Here is a 17,096-nt window from a genome sequence, read left to right as displayed (position 1 = left end):
TAAAATTAAATTGATTTAGTATAAAGTTTCGATTGATTGTGCATCCAAATACTCTGATTTTTGAGTTTTGGTTGTGTTAAAAGCTTGATCGAGTTTGTCCTGAAGAAATTCATCTCCTTTTACAACAACATCTACCATATCCATGCTCTCAATAACGAATTGCTGAAAGCTTGGTTTTGTAAACGCTTGAAGCGAGGTAATATTGTCGAAATTCATTTTTTCTTCTACCGTAGGCGAAAGCGGAGTATCCTCCTCATTATAAACGGAAAGTACTATTTTAGAATCCTTGAAATAGGAATCGGTTTTATAAAAAGTTTTAAGATAAATAGGGATAAAAGAAGACATCCATCCGTTAAGATGTATCACATCCGGCACCCAATTGAGTTTTTTGATAGTTTCAATCACGCCCCGTGCAAAAAAAATAGCCCGTTCATCATTATCCTCAAAAGCATTTCCTTCATCATCGGCATAGAACTGTTTTCTTTTGAAATACTCTTCATTATCAATAAAGTACACTTGAAGTCTTTCTCCCGGAAGAGAAGCTACTTTGATGATTAGTGGCTGATCCAAATCGTTGATAATAATATTCATCCCAGAAAGACGAATCACCTCATGAAGCTGAAACTTACGTTCGCTGATCTGCCCAAATCTTGGCATGAAAACCCTCACATCATTACCTTCTTGGTGCATTTTCAGAGCCATTTTACTCACCACTGCTCCCATGTTGGTATCTTCCTGATACGGAAACATCTCCGTGGTGACATATAATATTTTTTGGTTCGGCATATTTTCTTTCGTTCTTCTTATTAATAAAGCAGATTTTGTTCTGTTCTGCAAAATTACAAAATTTTGAGCGAATATTTTTTAATTAACATATTTTAATAATTATATTTCAGAACCCTTGGTTTTTCTGTAAAATAAATCAGTTTCAAGTAGGCTTTTTTTATCGGAAATTTCTATTTTTACACGGATAATTATAGAACTATGGAAATTTTTAAAAACAAGAAAACTTTACTCGATTTTATTGAAAGACAGAAAGAAATGGGAAAAAAAATCGGATTCGCTCCTACCATGGGAGCTCTTCACCAGGGCCATCTTTCACTCTATGCCCAAGCAAGAGAAGAAAACGATTTGGTTATTTCCTCCATTTTTGTAAATCCTACTCAGTTCAATAATCCTCAAGATTTAGAAAAATATCCGCGAAATATTGAAAAAGACATCAAAATTCTAGAAGAATCTGGTGATGTAGATGCTGTCTATATCCCGGAAATCTCCGACATCTATCCAGAAGCTTTAGAAAGCAAAAAATACGATTTCGATGGATTGGAAAATGAAATGGAAGGCAAATCCCGACCAGGACATTTCGACGGAGTTGGGACTGTAGTAGAAGAACTTTTCCGACAGGTAAAACCCGACAATGCTTATTTTGGAGACAAAGATTATCAGCAATTGGCAATCATTAAAAAACTCACTGAAAAACTAAAGCTCCCAATCAAAATACACGGAGTTCCTATTTATCGAGAAAAAAACGGTCTCGCAATGAGTTCCCGAAACCAGCGATTGAGCCCAGAACAAAAAGAAGCCGCTAAAATCATTTATGAAACCCTAATCAAAGTAAACGATTGGTTCCGAGTGATTACCATTCCTGAAATCAACCAGCGAGTAAAGGATATTTTTGATAATCAACAAGGAATGAAATTGGAATATTTCGAAATTGCCGATGAAGCGACCCTGAAACAGACCGATTTTTTCTATAAAGACAAAAGCTATCGAGCTTTTATTGTAGTATTCGTGGGAGATGTGCGCCTTATCGATAATATGCATTTGGATTAGGAGATGTTCCTAAAAACGTCAAAAGTCTTCCTAATGAGAAGACTTTTGAGCACCAAATCACAAAATATTAATATGAAAAAAAAATTACCCCGAAAGGTAAAAATTGTGACCCGGCTGGGATTCGAACCCAGGACCCATACATTAAAAGTGTATTGCTCTACCAGCTGAGCTACCGAGTCTTTCTAATTAAAAATTGAAATTAATAATTAAAAGATTTTTTCGAAATTACCAGAATTATTAATTCTTCGTATTTCTATTTAATTTTTTGCAGTGCCTGCGACTGGACTCGAACCAGCACATCCTTAGGAAACCACCCCCTCAAGATGGCGTGTCTACCAATTTCACCACGCAGGCAAAAAAAATCCGTAGGGTTACGGAAATTTTCACTAGTGACCCGGCTGGGATTCGAACCCAGGACCCATACATTAAAAGTGTATTGCTCTACCAGCTGAGCTACCGAGTCGGCCACTCTTTTAAAACCAATAATTAAAAAATTAGATTTAATAATTATTTTCTGTTTTTGAGTGGTGCAAAGATAGGCCTTTTTTTAAAATCTCAAAATTTTTTTGGTAATTTGTACAAAATTCAAACATGATTATTTCTCTGATAGGATACATGGGAAGCGGTAAATCTCACATTTCCAAAGTTTTGAGCCAAAAAATTAATTTTAAATTAATTGACCTCGATCGTCAAATTTCTGTGAAAAATAAAATGACAATTCCCGAAATTTTCGAAAAACGGGGTGAAATTTACTTTCGAAAACAGGAAAATCAAATTTTAAATAAAATCTTAGGTTCCACCAAAGACATTATTTTAAGTGTGGGCGGAGGTACTCCGGCTTATTTCAACAATATGGAAATCATCAACAAACATTCCGAGAGTGTTTTTCTGCAAAGCTCAGTAAAAATGCTTTCCGAAAGAATTCTTAAACAAAAAGAGAAAAGACCTTTGGTAGCGAATATTGCTGATGAAGATTTGCCTGAATTTATCGCAAAACATTTGTTTGAAAGAAATGTTTTTTATTCTCAAGCAAAATACAAAGTTATCACCGATGGAAAATCTCCAGAAGAAATTGCGGATGAAATTGCGGCATTATTTTAATCATCATTATCCTCCAATTCACTGAAAAAAAAGTCCCAATCGCCATCTTCCAAAGAAACATTATCGTCTCCGTAAACATATTCATCAATTTCTCTGCGGTCTTTCTTGGTAGGTCTTCCCTCACCTTTATTTCTGTAATAATCTTGTTCAGATTTCCGCAATTTGAGAATATCGTATTGTTGTTTATCGGTTTTATCTTCGATGTGCAACGGAACCAGCTTCGCTCCTAGTCTACTTTTGGGGATTTGCACAACTTTTATCTGATAATCAATTTGGTTTTTTCTTATTTTAATGACATCGCCGGGTTTCACCTCTTTTGAGGATTTCACGGTTTGTCCTCCAATCCCTACCCTGTTCTTTTTTATTTCGTCTGCAGCGATGCTTCTGGTTTTATAAAAACGAACACACCATAAAAATTTATCAATTCTCATATTTTATTTATACTTTTGCTGGATTAAAAAATTTTAGCAATTTAATGATAATATTAAAAATGAAAAAAACCATCTTATTTCTGGCTTTAGCTTCTATTGCCGTTGTTTCTTGTAGAAAGGATGATACTGAAGATACTGTGGAAGAAGTAAGTGTTGAGACCCAAAACAACTATGATGACCAAGCTGCAAAAAACTTTTTGGAAACTCATTATTTAGATGCAAAAGGTAATATAAAAGAGTTAACTGCAACAGACGCTGTTAATACAAAATTAGCTGATCTTAATCCTGTAACATTGCCTTCCGGGGTTATTTATATTATGCGTGCAGGTGCACAACCGGAACCAGGAGAAGCAATAGGAAATTACGATCTTATCCGCTTGATGGTTCGCGCGACGAATTATGTTGCCACAAAAACCGACAATGTAGTTTCTTTTTCTTCAGCGCAAACCTTTAAAAATACAATCTCCGGAGCGGGCGTACCAGAAGTCGATCCAGCATATTTCTATGTGAAAAAATCCGTTTTGGACAATGCAACAACTGATGCGACAAAACAAAGAAGTTATTACGAAATAGAAGGATTTCAAGAAGCTTTGAAGAAATTTAAAGCTTACGATATTCCAGATGAAAGCAATTACAACTTGCAAGGAGTTATTATTGTTCCTTCCAGAGCTGCGTTTGCAAGAGATTCTCATTATAATTATTCAGGAATTTCATTTAAAGACAGAAGCTTTGTATTCAATTTTCAGATTTATAAGACGACGCATTTCAACGCTGAAAGATAAAATTTATGTTTTTATAAAAATAAAAAGTTCCTTTTTTTCAAGGAACTTTTTTATGAATTTAAAGCTAAATTACTCGTAAATCTGCCGAAGTATTGCTAAAGAATTAGGGACATAGAATCCGGTAAAATGAAGATGATAATAGATCATCAAAGAATCGAGGAAAGCTGTTCTCTCAGTTCTTTTCAAGCGAATTTCATAAGGTTTTTGGGCGGTTAAAAATCGTTTCCAAAGCAGTGAAATTCCATCAGTGAAAATAGGATTACCAATTTCTTGATTAAACGTTCCAGATTCCGGATTTAAATATTTTTCTTCGCCCAAAAGTGGCGCAATTCCTATAATTTTAAGGAAATTAAAAATTAGGGAAATATAAGAATCAGGATTGGCAACAGACAACTCATTTCTGAAGATTTTAATTTCATCAAATGCCGCTTGATTTTGGTGTTCATTTCTCAAAATTTGGTGTAAAAAATCGGCTGCAAAAAAAAGAATTGTATTGATTTTAACCTCATTAAAATCATAGAAATCCGCAGCAAGTTCAATCTTGGAAACATTGGAAATCGACTGATGGTTGCTAACTTTCGAGAGCGTAATATTGAGTAAATTCAGCGGAAAAAGATAAGGCTTCTTTTTATTTTTAGATGAATAAATCCCTTTCGCAAATAGACTTTGATAGCCACTTTCCGCCGAAAAACAGTGTAGTATCGCGTCATTATCTCCATATTTCACATAGGAGAGCAAAAAGCAGGTTTGATTGAGCATTAATTTACTACAGCGATTTTTGCAGTAGCCGTATCAGTACCGTGGGCATTCGTCATCAACACAAAGTAAATTCCGGAAGCCACACGCACACCACGTTGGTTATTGAGATTCCACTCGTAATATCCACCTCTTGACACAGCTTGATGAACTAAGTTTCCGGCCGCATCTGTAATCCTAATATTAGTTTTCTCAGCCAAACCTCTGATATTGACATTTCCTTTATATTTTGAATAAACAACAGGATTCGGATAGATCAAAACATCACCAAAATTTTCATTAACATTCAGTACATCACCTTGGTACAGCATCACTCCATCTAAAGTCACAAAATATACTTTCCCAGAAGCATTATCCACCTTGATGTCGGTTACACTATTACTTGGAAGTGGCGAATTTTCTTTGGTAAAATGTTTTAAGGTTTGTTCGCCGGTAGAATTTAAATAAAAAACACCTCCTCCATCAATAGAAACCCATTTTTGGTTTCCGGCATCTACTTCAATTTGAAGAACATTGCTATCCCGAAAAAGTTCCTCGCCGAGGCCATTTTCTTCAATAATAATGGGATTTGCTTGCGGATTTTCTTCGGTAATAATTGATGAAGGATTACTGATGATCCGTAATCCATTTGCTGTACCAATCCACAAGTCATCATTTTTATCTAAATTAGAAGAAACCACTACTTCAGTAGGAAGATTATTATTTTTCCGAAGCATGATAAAGCGATCATCACCGGTTGATGAAGGTGTATTTTTGTAATCATAAACAAGTAGGCCTCCTCCTGTTCTATTTGAAGGAATATACAGAATACCAGATTTTGCAACAGGTTTTTGGGAATCTTTTGCATCAATTACACTCACCAACTGAAAATTATCGGCTGAACGATTGTAATAATAAAATCCTAGTTTCGGATTTGGCATATACGCTACCGACGCAAAAAGTTGACTATTTTCATCAAATGCCAATCCACCAACACGATTCAAAAACGGATCTTCCGTTGCATATTTCTTTACAAATTGGTTATTATCCATTTTATAAATACCTTTTACTCCTACGTCAAATGCATAGTTATAAAAAAAGATTTCTTCAGGTATGGAAGGATTTATTACAGCGTCTAAAACATTCAAATTTCCAGGGAAATTTATGAACAATTGTGGGTAATTCCATTTCGTGCCATCAAAATGATAATATCCTAAATTATGGTTGGTAATCGGATCTAAATTTTCATTTTTGCTACCAGAGGCAATCACAATCTGGCTTCCTTTTACATCAATTTTATATGAGGTATTATTGTAAGGTCCATCAGGTTTTAGCGAATCACCAGATTCGTTTTTCATCCCGGAAACTTTCGTTGCTGCGTATATTTTCGAATCGGTATAAAATCCACTATTCAAGGATTCTCCTGCGTCGTAAGATTTCACAAAGGCTCCTGAAATATTAAAAACTGATACCGAAGTAGCATCTGCAACAATGATGTTTTGAGCCGTAACAAGAACATCTCGAATATCGGAAAACCTTCTTGGCAAATTTGCAAAAGAATTTCCATCACCAAATTTCACCGTATTTGCATCGGCATAAGCGATGATGGTTCCTCCTGAAATTTGGGTAAAATTACCTGTTGCCACATTATTCCATGTAGAAAAAATAGGAAAAGTGACATTCATTTCATGGGATTTCAGTCCGGTTGCTGTCACAGCATACACGAAATTATCTTTAATTACCGCTTCTTTTGCTGTTTCGTAAACGCCATTAACCATGAAAAAAGATGAATCGCCGAATTCTTTTTTATCTAATTTAAAAATCGAAACTCCGTACCCCACAGAAATCACCGCCAAATTTCCTGAAATCGAAATATGATTGATTTTTTTGTTGCCGGTATAGCCCGAAGCGATCGGAATATCAACTACATAAGTAATTCCTTCCGGCGTAATCACATCCATCGAGCCATTTGCATAACCTACCAAACCAGTTTTCGTTTCCGGATTATAATCAAATGCCGAAATTTTTACTTCGTGTAAGCCATTTGCTTTGGAAAGTTTGCTCAGCTCTCCTGTTCCTGGTGTGTAATAGAAAATTCCGTTTTCAGTAGCAGCGATGAGTTTTCCGTTGTCTTCCCGAATCGCCAAAACATTATTATAAGAAAACAAATCGCTCCATTTGCTGGACGAAATCACTTGTGAATTAAGGCTCAGCGAAAATAAAATGAGTAAAAACGGTAATATTTTTTTCATGTGTTTATTGTAAACTTTGTGTGTTATCAGGTTGCAAACAGCTTTTTTTGATTTTAATTAAACTAAAATACCATCATCTATAACTTGATTATTCCACGAAATATTTTGCACTTTTTTGTTTTTATCGAAATAAAAATCGATTTTTCCTAAAAGCAAACCAGCCCAGCCAACTTGATTTACCAATACATTTTTACCTTTTCGGTTGGTGAAAGATTGCGGTTCCGGCAAGAAAGTGTGGGTATGGCCTCCTAAAATCAGGTCAATTCCATCGGTTTGTGCAGCAAGAATTTTATCTGAAATTTTCTTTGGATCATCTTTGTAATCGTAGCCGATGTGCGAAAGACAAATCACTAAATCGCATTTTTTATCATTTCTCAAAAATTCGGAATAATGTTGTGCAATTTCTATAGGATTTTGCCAAACAGTTTCATCATAACTTTTCTTTCCAACCAAACCTGCAAGTTCAATTCCTACAGCAAAAATTCCGACTTTAATTCCATTTTTATTAAAAATTTTATACGGAATCGTCTGCCCGTCGAGAATGGTATTTTTGAAATCATAATTTGAACAAATGAAAGGGAATTTCGCATTCGGCAACACTTTTTTGAAACCTTCCAAACCATTATCAAAATCGTGATTTCCCATTGTGGAAGCGTCATAACCCATCATCGACATCAGTTTAAATTCCAATTCGCCACCAAAGAAATTGAAATAAGGCGTTCCTTGAAAAATATCGCCAGAATCGAGCAAAAGAAGATTTTTCTCTTCCGATCTTATTTTTTGGATCAAAGCAGCTCTTCTCGCAAACCCTCCCTGATTGGGATTTCTGGTATAACTTGCATCGAAAGGTTCAATACGGCTATGTTGATCATTGGTGTGAAGGATCGTGAGTTTATTTTCGGAATTTGCCTCTAAAAAATTCAAATTTTCCGCGAGCAAAAGATTCGGAGCTAAAGTCATTGCTAAAGTTCCACCACCTATTGTTTTTAAAAACTGCTTTCTATTCATCAGTTTTATTTTTTTTATTTTTAAAATTTAATCTTACATCTTTCGGAGCTACGATTTCCGGATTTGCTTTGAATTTTTCAATAAATAAATCTCTCAATTTAATTCCGGTAGAAATAATTTCACCCTTCCCGAAAAACGCCATATTATCACCACCTAAAGCCAAGTAATCGGAGGTTGCAATGTAATAATCCTTGTGTGAATCCACTTTCTGACCATTAATTAACTCATTAGTTATCGCTCCATTATCCGTTTCTATAACCAAATGCGAAACTGGATTATTTTTCTGGGTTTTCAGGTAATATTCGAAAAGTCCTTTCAAATCCGAGCCTTTCATTTTTACGATCATCACTTCGTTTTCAAACGGCATTACTTCGTAAATATGTTTCATCAAAATATCTCCAGCTCCGATCGTAGTTCGAATTCCTCCGATGTTGATTACTGCAGCGTCAACTCCGGTTGCAATTCCATTCTTTTTCGCCCAATCATCGGCTCCTTCGAAAGTGAAATCTGCCAACAAATTACCCAAATTACTGTTGTCGCCTTGTTTATTAAGATCAACAGCGGTGTGGGAAATTTTGGTATTCATTTTCCCTTCAACTTCCTGTTTGTAGGGTTCGATAAAGTTTTTGAAATTTTGGTCTTCCTGTAAATCTTTGGAAACAGAAATGTTTTTTTCTGGTTTTATTTGAGCAACATTCAGTGGCGTTCTACACGAAGAAAGCGACAAAATTGCCAAACCAAGAACGAAAAATTTGGTATTCATTGAGATAAATCTTGTGTTGCAAATATAAAGATATGAATATTAACTAATGATTTTTTTGATAAATTCTTGCATTAAATTTTGTAATTTTGAAAATATTAATTTTATAAAAATGAGTAATTTAAAAGGACTTGGTGTTGCCTTGGTTACACCTTTCAATGAAGATTTATCGGTCGATTTCGATTCACTGACCAAATTGGTCAACTTCAACATCGAAAACGGAACCAATTATTTGGTTGTTTTGGGAACTACTGCGGAAGCTGCTACGCTTTCTACAGAAGAAAAAAAACAGGTAATCAATCATATCATAAAGGTCAACAATAAACGGGTTCCTTTGGTTTTAGGCATCGGTGGAAACAACACATTGGAAGTGAAAAAGCAAATCGAAGAAACCGATTTATCGGATTTCGATGCGGTACTTTCTGTTTCACCATATTACAACAAACCTAATCAGGAAGGGCTTTACCAACATTACAAAGCTTTGGCTTCAACCGGAAAAAACATCATCATTTACAATGTTCCTTCTCGAACTGGACAAAATCTTGAAGCGTCCACAACATTGCGTTTAGCAAAGGAATTCCCGAATTTAATTATGATTAAAGAAGCCGCTCCGAATATTTTGCAATATTTTGATATTTTAAGGCTAAAACCTGCGAATTTCAATTTAGTTTCCGGCGATGACGAATATACACTTCCGGTAACTTTAGCAGGTGGAAATGGCGTTATTTCGGTGATTGGACAAGGTTATCCGAAAGAATTTTCAACGATGGTTCAATTAGCTTTCGAAGGAAAAGTGAAAGAAGCTTACGAAATTCACAATAAATTGGTTGAAATCACAAGATTGATTTTCGCAGAAGGAAATCCAGCCGGAATTAAAACTGTTTTGGCAGAATTGGGAATCATCAAAAATTATTTGAGACTTCCATTGGTCGCAGCAAGCGCTGGTTTGCAGGAAAAAATCAAGGCAGAAATGGCAAAAATTTAATTCAAATAAAATAATTTTTAAAAGGACTTTTTCTTCAAAGAGTCCTTTTTTATTTGCAATTTTGAACCAAACTTTGAAAATAACTTTCGCACTTCGCAAGTCGGGTTCCGTACCAGGAAAATGCTTCACCATCTACCAAAAAAATTTTGGCGTCTGGAAGCTCTTTTTGGAGTTCATCAATATGTTTTTGCTGAAACGGAAACGGTTCCGAAGAAAGAAAAATATAATCCGCACTTTGTAAATCTTCCACTGAAATTTCCGGATATCTTTTTTGGTTTTTAAAAATATTTTCAAAACCTATTTTATCCAAAATATCATGAATAAAAGTATCGAAACCTACCGTCATATAAGGATTTCTCCAAATTAGATAAGCGCATTTTTTCTTTTTTAAATCCGAAAAATTAGCCAGAATTTCATAGATTTTCAAGTTGAATTTCTGAGCGATTTCTTGTTTTACAAGTAAATTCCCGAGCGTTTTCAGAAGATAATAATTGTCTTCCAAATTGGAAATATTCGTCACCAAAACTTTGAAATCTTTTTGCAATTCCTCGATTTGTTCTTTGACGTTTTCTTCTTTGTTAGCAATGATTAAATCGGGATTTAATGCTTTAATTTTATCTAAATTCAGATTTTTTGTACCGCCAATAATTTCAATTTTTTGAACCAAATTTTCCGGATGAATGCAAAATTTCGTTCTTCCAATAATTTCATTTTCACTCAACCCAAAATCGAAAAGCGCTTCGGTAATACTCGGAACAAGAGAAATGATTTTCATAGGACATTTTTAAAGAAGTTTCCCACTCAGAAGCAATCCGGCAACAGAAAAGTAGATCACCAAACCGGTAACATCAACCAAAGTTGCCACAAAAGGCGCGGAAGAAGTAGCAGGATCGAGATTAAATCGCTTCAAAACAAATGGAACCATCGATCCGGAAAGTGTTCCCCACATCACAATCATCATCAAAGAAATTCCTACGCTAATGCCGATAAATTCCCAATATTGACCATAATCGAACCAACCTGCGTATTGCCAAAGCATAATTCTGAAAAATCCCAAAACGCCCAAAAGTCCGCCGAGAACCATTCCGGTAACAAGTTCTTTTTTGATGACCAGCCACCAATCTTTCACAGTGATTTCTTGGAGTGCCATCGCACGTATTATCAGTGTGGCTGCCTGCGAACCGGTGTTTCCACCGCTGGAAATGATAAGCGGAACAAATAATGTGAGTACTACTGCTTTCTGAATTTCATCTTCAAAGTAACCCATTGCAGAAGCCGTTAAAAGCTGAAATAAAAACAAAAGAATCAACCAGAAACCACGTTTTTTGATCATTTCGAACCAATGGGTTTGTCGGTAAGGTTCATCCAGCGCTTCCATTCCCCCGAATTTCTGAATATCTTCGGTATTTTGTTGCTCAATTTGATCCAAAATATCATCAATCGTTACGATGCCGACTAAAACTCCGGCTTCAGTAACAATTGGAAGTGCGGTTCTGTCATATTTTTCAAAATACTGCACCGCATCTTCCTTGGAAGTGGTCGTGGTAATGGCTACAAAATGATTATCGGTAATTTCTGAAATTAGGGTATCTTCTTCGGCCAGAAGCAAGGATCCAATGGCGATGTCATCTATTAATTTATTTCTTTCATCTACTACATAAAGATGGTTCATGGTTTCCATCTTTTTACCAACTTTCTTAATTTGTTGGAAACATCTTTTTACCGTCCATTCTTTTCGAATTTGAATGTAATAAGGCGTCATCAAACGTGCGATAGAATCTGTATTATAACCTAAAAGTTTCAGGGCAATTCTTCTTTCCTGAGGATTGAGGTGATTGATGGAATATTTAATGAGTTCATCCGGAAAATCTTCGAACAGCGCGGTTCGGTCATCGGGAGTCATTGCGTTGAGGATTTCGGAAACCTCTTCACTGCCGATATTTCGTATGGTTTCTTCTTGAAAATCGGGATCCAAATGAGAGAAAACTTCGGCTTTGTATTGTTTCGGAACTTTCAGAAATGCCAAAACGCGCTCTTTAGCATGAAGCTCACTTAGCGTTTCTGCAATATCTGCCGGATTAAAAATAAGTTCCTGTGTATCCAAAATTCTTTGTTCTAGAATTGCAAAAATAACTCAAAACTTACAAAAACCGAATTAAATGATGTTTATAAAGGTGAAAAAAAATTAATTTTCCGTATTACCAAGAAAAAAGCTTTTGGATTTTTTGAGATTTTTTCCCATTCTATTCACTGCTCCGGAAGTGCCTATTTTAATAGAATTTTCAGCTGAACCAAGAATTCTCGCATTCTTTCTATAGGTATCGTAATCGGTTTCGGTAATGAAATTTCCCATAGAATCGTATAATTTCATACTGACAATCACTTGGTTTGAAAAAACGTATTTGCCAAAACCTACTTTGAAATATTTCACTTTAGGAATCACTGCGAGTTGTGCATTATTATTTTTACAATATTCTTTAATTGCATCAACATCTATGGAATCGAAAGGAATATTGGCATCAACGCGCAAAACTTTGTAATTGCGAAAGGGGCTGTTTTTTTCAGAAACGCCTGAATAAAAAGCCGTGTAAGTTGGCTCTTTGATTTCTTCAATATTTGGGAAAACTTCGGGATTGAAATAAATAATATTCTGCTTCTTGGATTCCTTTTGTAAGATGCCCAATTGAGCAGAAACTAGTTGAAAACCAGACAGTATAAAGATAAAAGAGAAAAGAAACGGATAGATTTTTTTCATTGGTATTTGTCTTAGCAAAAATACTGCCATTGAATGGATTGACAATGAAAATTTTAAGTTTTTTTTAACATTTAATTTTAATAAATCTATTTACTTGATAAATAATGTTTTTCAGGAAAGAAAAAAAGTTGTACTTTTGCACCCGTTACATAATAATCATTAAAATAATATTGGAATGTACTTAACAACTGACAAGAAGAAAGAAATCTTCGCAAAACACGGAAAGTCTGACGCAGACACAGGAAGCGCTGAAGGGCAAATTGCATTATTTACCTACAGAATCAATCACTTATCTCAACACTTAAAAGCCAATCGTCACGATTACAATACCGAAAGATCTTTGGTAAAATTGGTAGGGAAAAGAAAAAGTTTATTAGATTATCTTAAGAAAAAAGAAATTGCACGTTACAGAACAATTATCGCTGAATTAGGAATCAGAAAATAATCTTCGATTACAATTAAAAAAAGCAACTCAGAAATGGGTTGCTTTTTTTGATGAAATTTAGTTTAAAAATTTAAACCCTCCTTCCGGAAATAAGATTGATTACTGCCAGTAAAATAATCGAACCGACTGCTCCTGTTAAAATTTGACCAATTATCGCAGTTCCAAAAGTGGTACCCAAAAGATAATATCCAATCACACCACCAATAATTCCGACGATAATATTACCGATTAAACCGAGACTTCCGCCTTTAAAAATCTGCGCACCAAGCCATCCTGCAACTGCGCCAATAATAAGTGTCCATAAAATTTCCATAATTTTAAATTTTTAATGTTTGATTTTTTTATACATTAAATATGCCATTTTGAAAATTCAAACTCATTTTATAAGCTTGAAAACACTGCAAAATTCTCATTAGATCACCATTAAATAAGCTCAGGAATCGCCTCTCCGAAGGAATTAAAAAGGTAAATTCAGAGAAAAACCGTATATTTGCCATTGAAAATTTAAAACGATTAAATATTTAACCGCACTCAATACGGAGTGCCAAAGACGAGACCAATTTATGAATGCTCCACAAGCAATTATTGAAAAATTTCAATTAAAAGACGGCCGGGAGATTACCTTAGAAACAGGTAAACTGGCAAAACAAGCCGATGGTTCGGTAGTAGTAAAATGTGGCGGAACAATGCTTTTAGCAACTGTAGTAGCCAACAAAGAAGCAAATCCGGGAGTTGATTTCCTTCCATTAACAGTAGATTACCGCGAAAAATTCTACGCAGGTGGTAAAATCCCAGGAAATTTCTTCAGAAGAGAAGCGAGACCTTCCGATGAGGAAATTTTAACCATGAGATTAGTAGACCGAGTTCTAAGACCACTTTTCCCTGAAGATTTCCACGCGGAAGTTCAGGTGATGATCTCTCTAATTTCTTATGACAAAGAAGTAATGCCCGAAGATCTTGCCGGTTTGGCAGCATCTGCAGCGATTGCGATTACCGATATTCCTTTCAACGGACCAATGTCTGAAGTAAGAGTAGTAAGAATCGACGGAAAACTTTCCATTAACCCAAGTCTTGAAAATTTAGCGAAAGCAGATTTAGACATTATGGTTGGAGCTACAAAAGACTCTATCGTAATGGTAGAAGGCGAAATGAAGGAAATTTCGGAAGCAGAAATGATCGAAGCGATTCAGTACGCTCACGAAGAAATAAAAACTCAGATTGAAGCTCAGGAAAAATTGGCTGCAAAAGTAGCTTCTTCTTTAACCAAAAGAGAATATTCCCACGAAACTCACGACGAAGAAATTCGCGAAAAAGTGTGGAAAGAAACTTATGATAAAGTATATGCTGTAGCGAAAACGCCTTCTGCTAAAGAAGAAAGAGGCGAAAACTTCAAAGCAGTTTTGGATGAATTTTTATCTCAATATTCCGAGGAAGAACTAGAAACGGTAAAACCTTTCGCAAAAGTTTATTTCCACGATGTTGAAAAAGAGGCAATGCGCCAAATGATCCTCAACGAAGGAATTCGATTAGATGGTAGAGATCCGAAAACGATCCGCCCAATCTGGTCTGAAATCGATTATTTACCAGGAGCTCACGGTTCTGCAATCTTTACCAGAGGGGAAACTCAATCGTTAACAGCGGTAACTTTAGGTTCTGTGAAAGACGCAAATATGGTAGATACCGTAGCCATTAATTATGATCAAAAATTCTTTTTACACTATAATTTCCCACCATTCTCAACCGGTGAAGCTAGACCTTTAAGAGGAACTTCAAGAAGAGAAGTTGGACACGGAAACTTAGCGCAAAGAGCTTTAGCAAACATGATTCCTACAGAAAACCCTTACACAATTCGTATCGTTTCCGATATTTTAGAATCTAATGGTTCTTCTTCAATGGCGACCGTTTGTGCAGGAACATTAGCTTTAATGGATGCAGGTGTACAAATTTCAAAACCAGTTTCTGGAATTGCGATGGGATTAATTACTGATCCAAAATCAGGCAAATTCACGGTACTTTCTGATATTTTAGGAGATGAAGATCACTTAGGTGACATGGATTTCAAAGTTACAGGAACCGCAGACGGAATCACCGCTTGTCAAATGGATATTAAAATCCAAGGTTTAACAATGGACATCATGGAAACCGCGCTAAACCAAGCAAGAGAAGGAAGACTTCATATTTTAGGAGAAATCTTAAAAACCATCGATAAACCAAGAGTTGATGTGAAACCACACGCTCCGAAAATGGAAGTATTGGAAATTCCTAAAGAATTTATCGGTGCTGTAATCGGACCTGGTGGGAAAATCATTCAACAAATGCAGAAAGATTTCGATACCGTAATCGCAATTGAAGAAATCGGTGAAATCGGAAGAATTGAAATTTCCGGCGTAAGCAGAGAAAACATTAATGCAACGATTGCTGCCATCAACGAAATCACTTTCGTACCTGTTGTAGGCGAGGTTTACAAAGGGAAAGTAGTAAAAGTAATGGATTTCGGTGCTTTCGTAGCCATTGCGAAAGGAACTGAAGGTTTATTGCACATTTCTGAAATCGAATGGGCTCGTTTGGAGAAAGTTCCTTACAAAGAAGGCGACGAAGTAGAAGTAAAATTCATGGGTTACGATGATCGTAAGAAAATGAAACTTTCAAGAAAAGTACTTTTGCCAAGACCAGCAAGACCGGAACAAAAACCGAGAGAAGATAGACCGCAAAACAATCAGGAAGGTCAAAAGCCAACTGAAAACGCATAACAGTAAAACCACCGAAATTTTCGGTGGTTTTTTTTATGCTTAATGAAAGTTTGGCTTAAAAATTGAAAATGCTATTACCAAAAAAAATACATTATGAATCCAGCACTTTTAAGAAAAATCCTGATGTGGGTTGCACCAATCGCTATTGGCTATTTTATGAAAAAATACGAAGAAAGACAGGCTAAAAAGCAACAGGAAAAAGCAGCAACTAACGCAAACTAAACAAAAATACCGCATCATTTACGATGCGGTATTTTTTATTTAAAGATCAAAAGTATTCGCTTCTCGATATTCTTTCAGTAGATTTTCAAACACCTTTTCTACCGGCAATATTTCGTCGATTAATGCGGAAACTTGTCCAATTTCGAGTTCGCCATCTTCCAAATCACCTTCGAACATTCCGCGTTTTGCGCGTGCTCTTCCGAGGGTTTTCTTTAATGCTTCAGCATCTCTTCCTTTATCATAAAGTTCTTCTAATTCATAGAAAAATTTATTTTTAATCATCCGAACCGGCGCTAATTCCTTCAAGGTAAGTTGAGTATCGCCTTCGTTTAATGAAACAATTTTTTCCTTAAAATGATCATGAGAACTCGCTTCTTCGGTCGCTGCGAAACGAGAACCAATTTGCACACCATCGGCTCCGAGAATCATCGCAGCTTTCATTTGCGAACCAAGTGCAATTCCACCAGCTGCGATTAAAGGTTTTGAAATATGTTTTTTTACATTAGGAATTAAGCAAAACGTGGTCGTTTCATCTCGTCCGTTGTGGCCACCTGCTTCGAAACCTTCGGCTACAATAGCGTCTACGCCGGCATCTTCGCATTTCATGGCGAATTTTGTGGAGGAAACAACGTGCGCAACTTTTATTCCTTCTTTTTGTAAAGTTTCTGTATAAACTTTCGGATTTCCGGCGGAAGTAAATACGATTTTTACATCTTCTTCCAGAATAATGTTAATGATTTCCTCTAAATTCGGGTAAAGCAGCGCCACATTTACCCCAAAAGGTTTGTCGGTCGCAGCTTTACATTTCCTGATATTTTCGCGCAAAATATCGGGATACATACTTGCGGAACCAATCAGTCCTAAACCTCCATTATTGGAGACCGCAGAAGCCAATCGCCACCCCGAATGCCATATCATTCCGCCTTGGATGATGGGATATTTAATTTGAAATAATTGGGTGATTCTGTTTTGGTTTTCGCTGTACATTTTTTCTGCGATTCCGAAATGGATAAAATTGCTCATGAAGTAAATTTAAA

General features: G+C 35.8%; 18 protein-coding genes and 3 tRNA genes. 7 read left to right on the top strand and 14 right to left on the bottom strand.

Going from position 1 to position 17,096, the window contains the following annotated elements:
* Positions 1 to 15 precede the first annotated feature (15 nt).
* Complete coding sequence (locus NOV28_RS00710; RefSeq protein WP_255928662.1) at positions 16 to 786, bottom strand: glycogen/starch synthase; 771 nt, start codon at positions 784 to 786, stop codon at positions 16 to 18.
* A 198-nt stretch (positions 787 to 984) separates the two neighbouring features.
* On the opposite strand from NOV28_RS00710, the gene panC reads away from it, so the two are divergent.
* Positions 985 to 1,833 carry a pantoate--beta-alanine ligase gene (gene panC, locus NOV28_RS00705; RefSeq protein ID WP_255926531.1) on the top strand — a complete coding sequence of 283 codons (849 nt, stop codon included), beginning with the start codon at positions 985 to 987 and terminating at the stop codon, positions 1,831 to 1,833.
* A gap of 106 nt (positions 1,834 to 1,939) precedes the next feature.
* Here the strand turns inward: panC and NOV28_RS00700 are convergent.
* From NOV28_RS00700 to NOV28_RS00690, 3 genes are all read right to left on the bottom strand, one after another.
* Positions 1,940 to 2,012, bottom strand: a tRNA-Lys gene (locus NOV28_RS00700).
* 92 nt (positions 2,013 to 2,104) lie between these two features.
* A tRNA-Leu gene (locus tag NOV28_RS00695) sits at positions 2,105 to 2,187 on the bottom strand.
* Positions 2,188 to 2,223: 36 nt separating this feature from the next.
* Positions 2,224 to 2,296, bottom strand: a tRNA-Lys gene (locus NOV28_RS00690).
* Positions 2,297 to 2,424: 128 nt separating this feature from the next.
* Here NOV28_RS00690 and NOV28_RS00685 point away from each other — a divergent pair.
* Complete coding sequence (locus NOV28_RS00685; protein WP_255926529.1) at positions 2,425 to 2,934, top strand: shikimate kinase; 510 nt, start codon at positions 2,425 to 2,427, stop codon at positions 2,932 to 2,934.
* Here NOV28_RS00685 and NOV28_RS00680 read toward each other — a convergent pair.
* Positions 2,931 to 3,365: an RNA-binding S4 domain-containing protein gene (locus NOV28_RS00680; protein ID WP_255926527.1), complete on the bottom strand. Its 435-nt coding sequence runs from the start codon at positions 3,363 to 3,365 to the stop codon at positions 2,931 to 2,933. The genes NOV28_RS00685 and NOV28_RS00680 overlap by 4 nt on opposite strands.
* Positions 3,366 to 3,424: 59 nt before the next feature.
* Here NOV28_RS00680 and NOV28_RS00675 point away from each other — a divergent pair, with 59 nt between their 5' ends.
* Complete coding sequence (locus NOV28_RS00675) at positions 3,425 to 4,147, top strand: hypothetical protein (RefSeq protein ID WP_255926525.1); 723 nt, start codon at positions 3,425 to 3,427, stop codon at positions 4,145 to 4,147.
* A gap of 69 nt (positions 4,148 to 4,216) precedes the next feature.
* On the opposite strand, the gene recO is transcribed toward NOV28_RS00675, so the two are convergent.
* From recO to NOV28_RS00655, 4 genes are read right to left on the bottom strand one after another with little or no spacing between them, the layout of a single operon-like run.
* Positions 4,217 to 4,906: a DNA repair protein RecO gene (gene recO, locus NOV28_RS00670; protein WP_255926523.1), complete on the bottom strand. Its 690-nt coding sequence runs from the start codon at positions 4,904 to 4,906 to the stop codon at positions 4,217 to 4,219.
* The gene (porZ, locus tag NOV28_RS00665) at positions 4,906 to 7,134 is read right to left on the bottom strand and encodes a type IX secretion system anionic LPS delivery protein PorZ (RefSeq protein ID WP_255926522.1); all 2,229 of its coding nucleotides are present in this window, start codon (positions 7,132 to 7,134) and stop codon (positions 4,906 to 4,908) included. The genes recO and porZ overlap by 1 nt, the downstream gene beginning before the upstream one ends.
* A gap of 57 nt (positions 7,135 to 7,191) precedes the next feature.
* Entirely contained in the window at positions 7,192 to 8,142 is a 951-nt protein-coding gene (locus tag NOV28_RS00660; protein ID WP_255926520.1) for a bifunctional metallophosphatase/5'-nucleotidase, read from the bottom strand.
* Complete coding sequence (locus tag NOV28_RS00655) at positions 8,135 to 8,905, bottom strand: 5'-nucleotidase C-terminal domain-containing protein (RefSeq protein ID WP_255926518.1); 771 nt, start codon at positions 8,903 to 8,905, stop codon at positions 8,135 to 8,137. The genes NOV28_RS00660 and NOV28_RS00655 overlap by 8 nt, the downstream gene beginning before the upstream one ends.
* A 109-nt stretch (positions 8,906 to 9,014) precedes the next feature.
* On the opposite strand from NOV28_RS00655, the gene dapA reads away from it, so the two are divergent.
* Positions 9,015 to 9,887, top strand: a complete 873-nt coding sequence (gene dapA / locus NOV28_RS00650; protein WP_255926516.1) for a 4-hydroxy-tetrahydrodipicolinate synthase — start codon at positions 9,015 to 9,017, stop codon at positions 9,885 to 9,887.
* Between the two features lie 49 nt (positions 9,888 to 9,936).
* Here dapA and NOV28_RS00645 read toward each other — a convergent pair whose 3' ends face one another.
* From NOV28_RS00645 to NOV28_RS00635, 3 genes are all read right to left on the bottom strand, one after another.
* Positions 9,937 to 10,662 carry an ABC transporter substrate-binding protein gene (locus NOV28_RS00645; protein WP_255926514.1) on the bottom strand — a complete coding sequence of 242 codons (726 nt, stop codon included), beginning with the start codon at positions 10,660 to 10,662 and terminating at the stop codon, positions 9,937 to 9,939.
* 9 nt (positions 10,663 to 10,671) lie between these two features.
* A complete protein-coding gene (mgtE, locus tag NOV28_RS00640; RefSeq protein ID WP_255926512.1) occupies positions 10,672 to 11,991 on the bottom strand; it encodes a magnesium transporter in 1,320 nt (439 codons plus the stop codon).
* 81 nt (positions 11,992 to 12,072) lie between these two features.
* On the bottom strand, positions 12,073 to 12,642 hold the full coding sequence (locus NOV28_RS00635; RefSeq protein ID WP_255926510.1) for a pyruvate decarboxylase: 570 nt from the start codon (positions 12,640 to 12,642) through the stop codon (positions 12,073 to 12,075).
* A 175-nt stretch (positions 12,643 to 12,817) separates the two neighbouring features.
* Between NOV28_RS00635 and rpsO the strand changes: the two genes are divergently transcribed.
* On the top strand, positions 12,818 to 13,087 hold the full coding sequence (gene rpsO / locus NOV28_RS00630) for a 30S ribosomal protein S15 (RefSeq protein WP_255926508.1): 270 nt from the start codon (positions 12,818 to 12,820) through the stop codon (positions 13,085 to 13,087).
* A gap of 70 nt (positions 13,088 to 13,157) precedes the next feature.
* Here rpsO and NOV28_RS00625 read toward each other — a convergent pair whose 3' ends face one another.
* Entirely contained in the window at positions 13,158 to 13,400 is a 243-nt protein-coding gene (locus tag NOV28_RS00625; RefSeq protein WP_255926506.1) for a GlsB/YeaQ/YmgE family stress response membrane protein, read from the bottom strand.
* Positions 13,401 to 13,650: 250 nt separating this feature from the next.
* Here NOV28_RS00625 and NOV28_RS00620 point away from each other — a divergent pair, with 250 nt between their 5' ends.
* On the top strand, positions 13,651 to 15,837 hold the full coding sequence (locus NOV28_RS00620) for a polyribonucleotide nucleotidyltransferase (protein ID WP_255926504.1): 2,187 nt from the start codon (positions 13,651 to 13,653) through the stop codon (positions 15,835 to 15,837).
* A 93-nt stretch (positions 15,838 to 15,930) separates the two neighbouring features.
* A complete protein-coding gene (locus NOV28_RS00615; protein WP_255926501.1) occupies positions 15,931 to 16,059 on the top strand; it encodes a hypothetical protein in 129 nt (42 codons plus the stop codon).
* A 39-nt stretch (positions 16,060 to 16,098) separates the two neighbouring features.
* Here the strand turns inward: NOV28_RS00615 and NOV28_RS00610 are convergent, their stop codons facing one another.
* Positions 16,099 to 17,082: an NAD(P)H-dependent flavin oxidoreductase gene (locus tag NOV28_RS00610; RefSeq protein WP_255926499.1), complete on the bottom strand. Its 984-nt coding sequence runs from the start codon at positions 17,080 to 17,082 to the stop codon at positions 16,099 to 16,101.
* Between the last annotated feature and the right edge of the window lie 14 nt (positions 17,083 to 17,096).

Origin of the sequence: Kaistella montana (assembly GCF_024436175.1) — a bacterium.
Lineage (GTDB): Bacteria > Bacteroidota > Bacteroidia > Flavobacteriales > Weeksellaceae > Kaistella > Kaistella montana.
The sequence above is the reverse complement of the archived record's forward strand: the minus strand, read 5'-3'. Positions and strand labels throughout refer to the sequence as shown.

Bases quoted from the DNA above. Each gene is read 5' to 3' on its own strand.
- NOV28_RS00710 (WP_255928662.1), bottom strand. From the start codon at position 786: ATGCCGAACCAAAAAATATTATATGTCACCACGGAGATGTTTCCGTAT.
- panC (WP_255926531.1), top strand. From the start codon at position 985: ATGGAAATTTTTAAAAACAAGAAAACTTTACTCGATTTTATTGAAAGA.
- NOV28_RS00685 (WP_255926529.1), top strand. From the start codon at position 2,425: ATGATTATTTCTCTGATAGGATACATGGGAAGCGGTAAATCTCACATT.
- NOV28_RS00680 (WP_255926527.1), bottom strand. From the start codon at position 3,365: ATGAGAATTGATAAATTTTTATGGTGTGTTCGTTTTTATAAAACCAGA.
- NOV28_RS00675 (WP_255926525.1), top strand. From the start codon at position 3,425: ATGAAAAAAACCATCTTATTTCTGGCTTTAGCTTCTATTGCCGTTGTT.
- recO (WP_255926523.1), bottom strand. From the start codon at position 4,906: ATGCTCAATCAAACCTGCTTTTTGCTCTCCTATGTGAAATATGGAGAT.
- porZ (WP_255926522.1), bottom strand. From the start codon at position 7,134: ATGAAAAAAATATTACCGTTTTTACTCATTTTATTTTCGCTGAGCCTT.
- NOV28_RS00660 (WP_255926520.1), bottom strand. From the start codon at position 8,142: ATGAATAGAAAGCAGTTTTTAAAAACAATAGGTGGTGGAACTTTAGCA.
- NOV28_RS00655 (WP_255926518.1), bottom strand. From the start codon at position 8,905: ATGAATACCAAATTTTTCGTTCTTGGTTTGGCAATTTTGTCGCTTTCT.
- dapA (WP_255926516.1), top strand. From the start codon at position 9,015: ATGAGTAATTTAAAAGGACTTGGTGTTGCCTTGGTTACACCTTTCAAT.
- NOV28_RS00645 (WP_255926514.1), bottom strand. From the start codon at position 10,662: ATGAAAATCATTTCTCTTGTTCCGAGTATTACCGAAGCGCTTTTCGAT.
- NOV28_RS00635 (WP_255926510.1), bottom strand. From the start codon at position 12,642: ATGAAAAAAATCTATCCGTTTCTTTTCTCTTTTATCTTTATACTGTCT.
- rpsO (WP_255926508.1), top strand. From the start codon at position 12,818: ATGTACTTAACAACTGACAAGAAGAAAGAAATCTTCGCAAAACACGGA.
- NOV28_RS00625 (WP_255926506.1), bottom strand. From the start codon at position 13,400: ATGGAAATTTTATGGACACTTATTATTGGCGCAGTTGCAGGATGGCTT.
- NOV28_RS00620 (WP_255926504.1), top strand. From the start codon at position 13,651: ATGAATGCTCCACAAGCAATTATTGAAAAATTTCAATTAAAAGACGGC.
- NOV28_RS00615 (WP_255926501.1), top strand. From the start codon at position 15,931: ATGAATCCAGCACTTTTAAGAAAAATCCTGATGTGGGTTGCACCAATC.
- NOV28_RS00610 (WP_255926499.1), bottom strand. From the start codon at position 17,082: ATGAGCAATTTTATCCATTTCGGAATCGCAGAAAAAATGTACAGCGAA.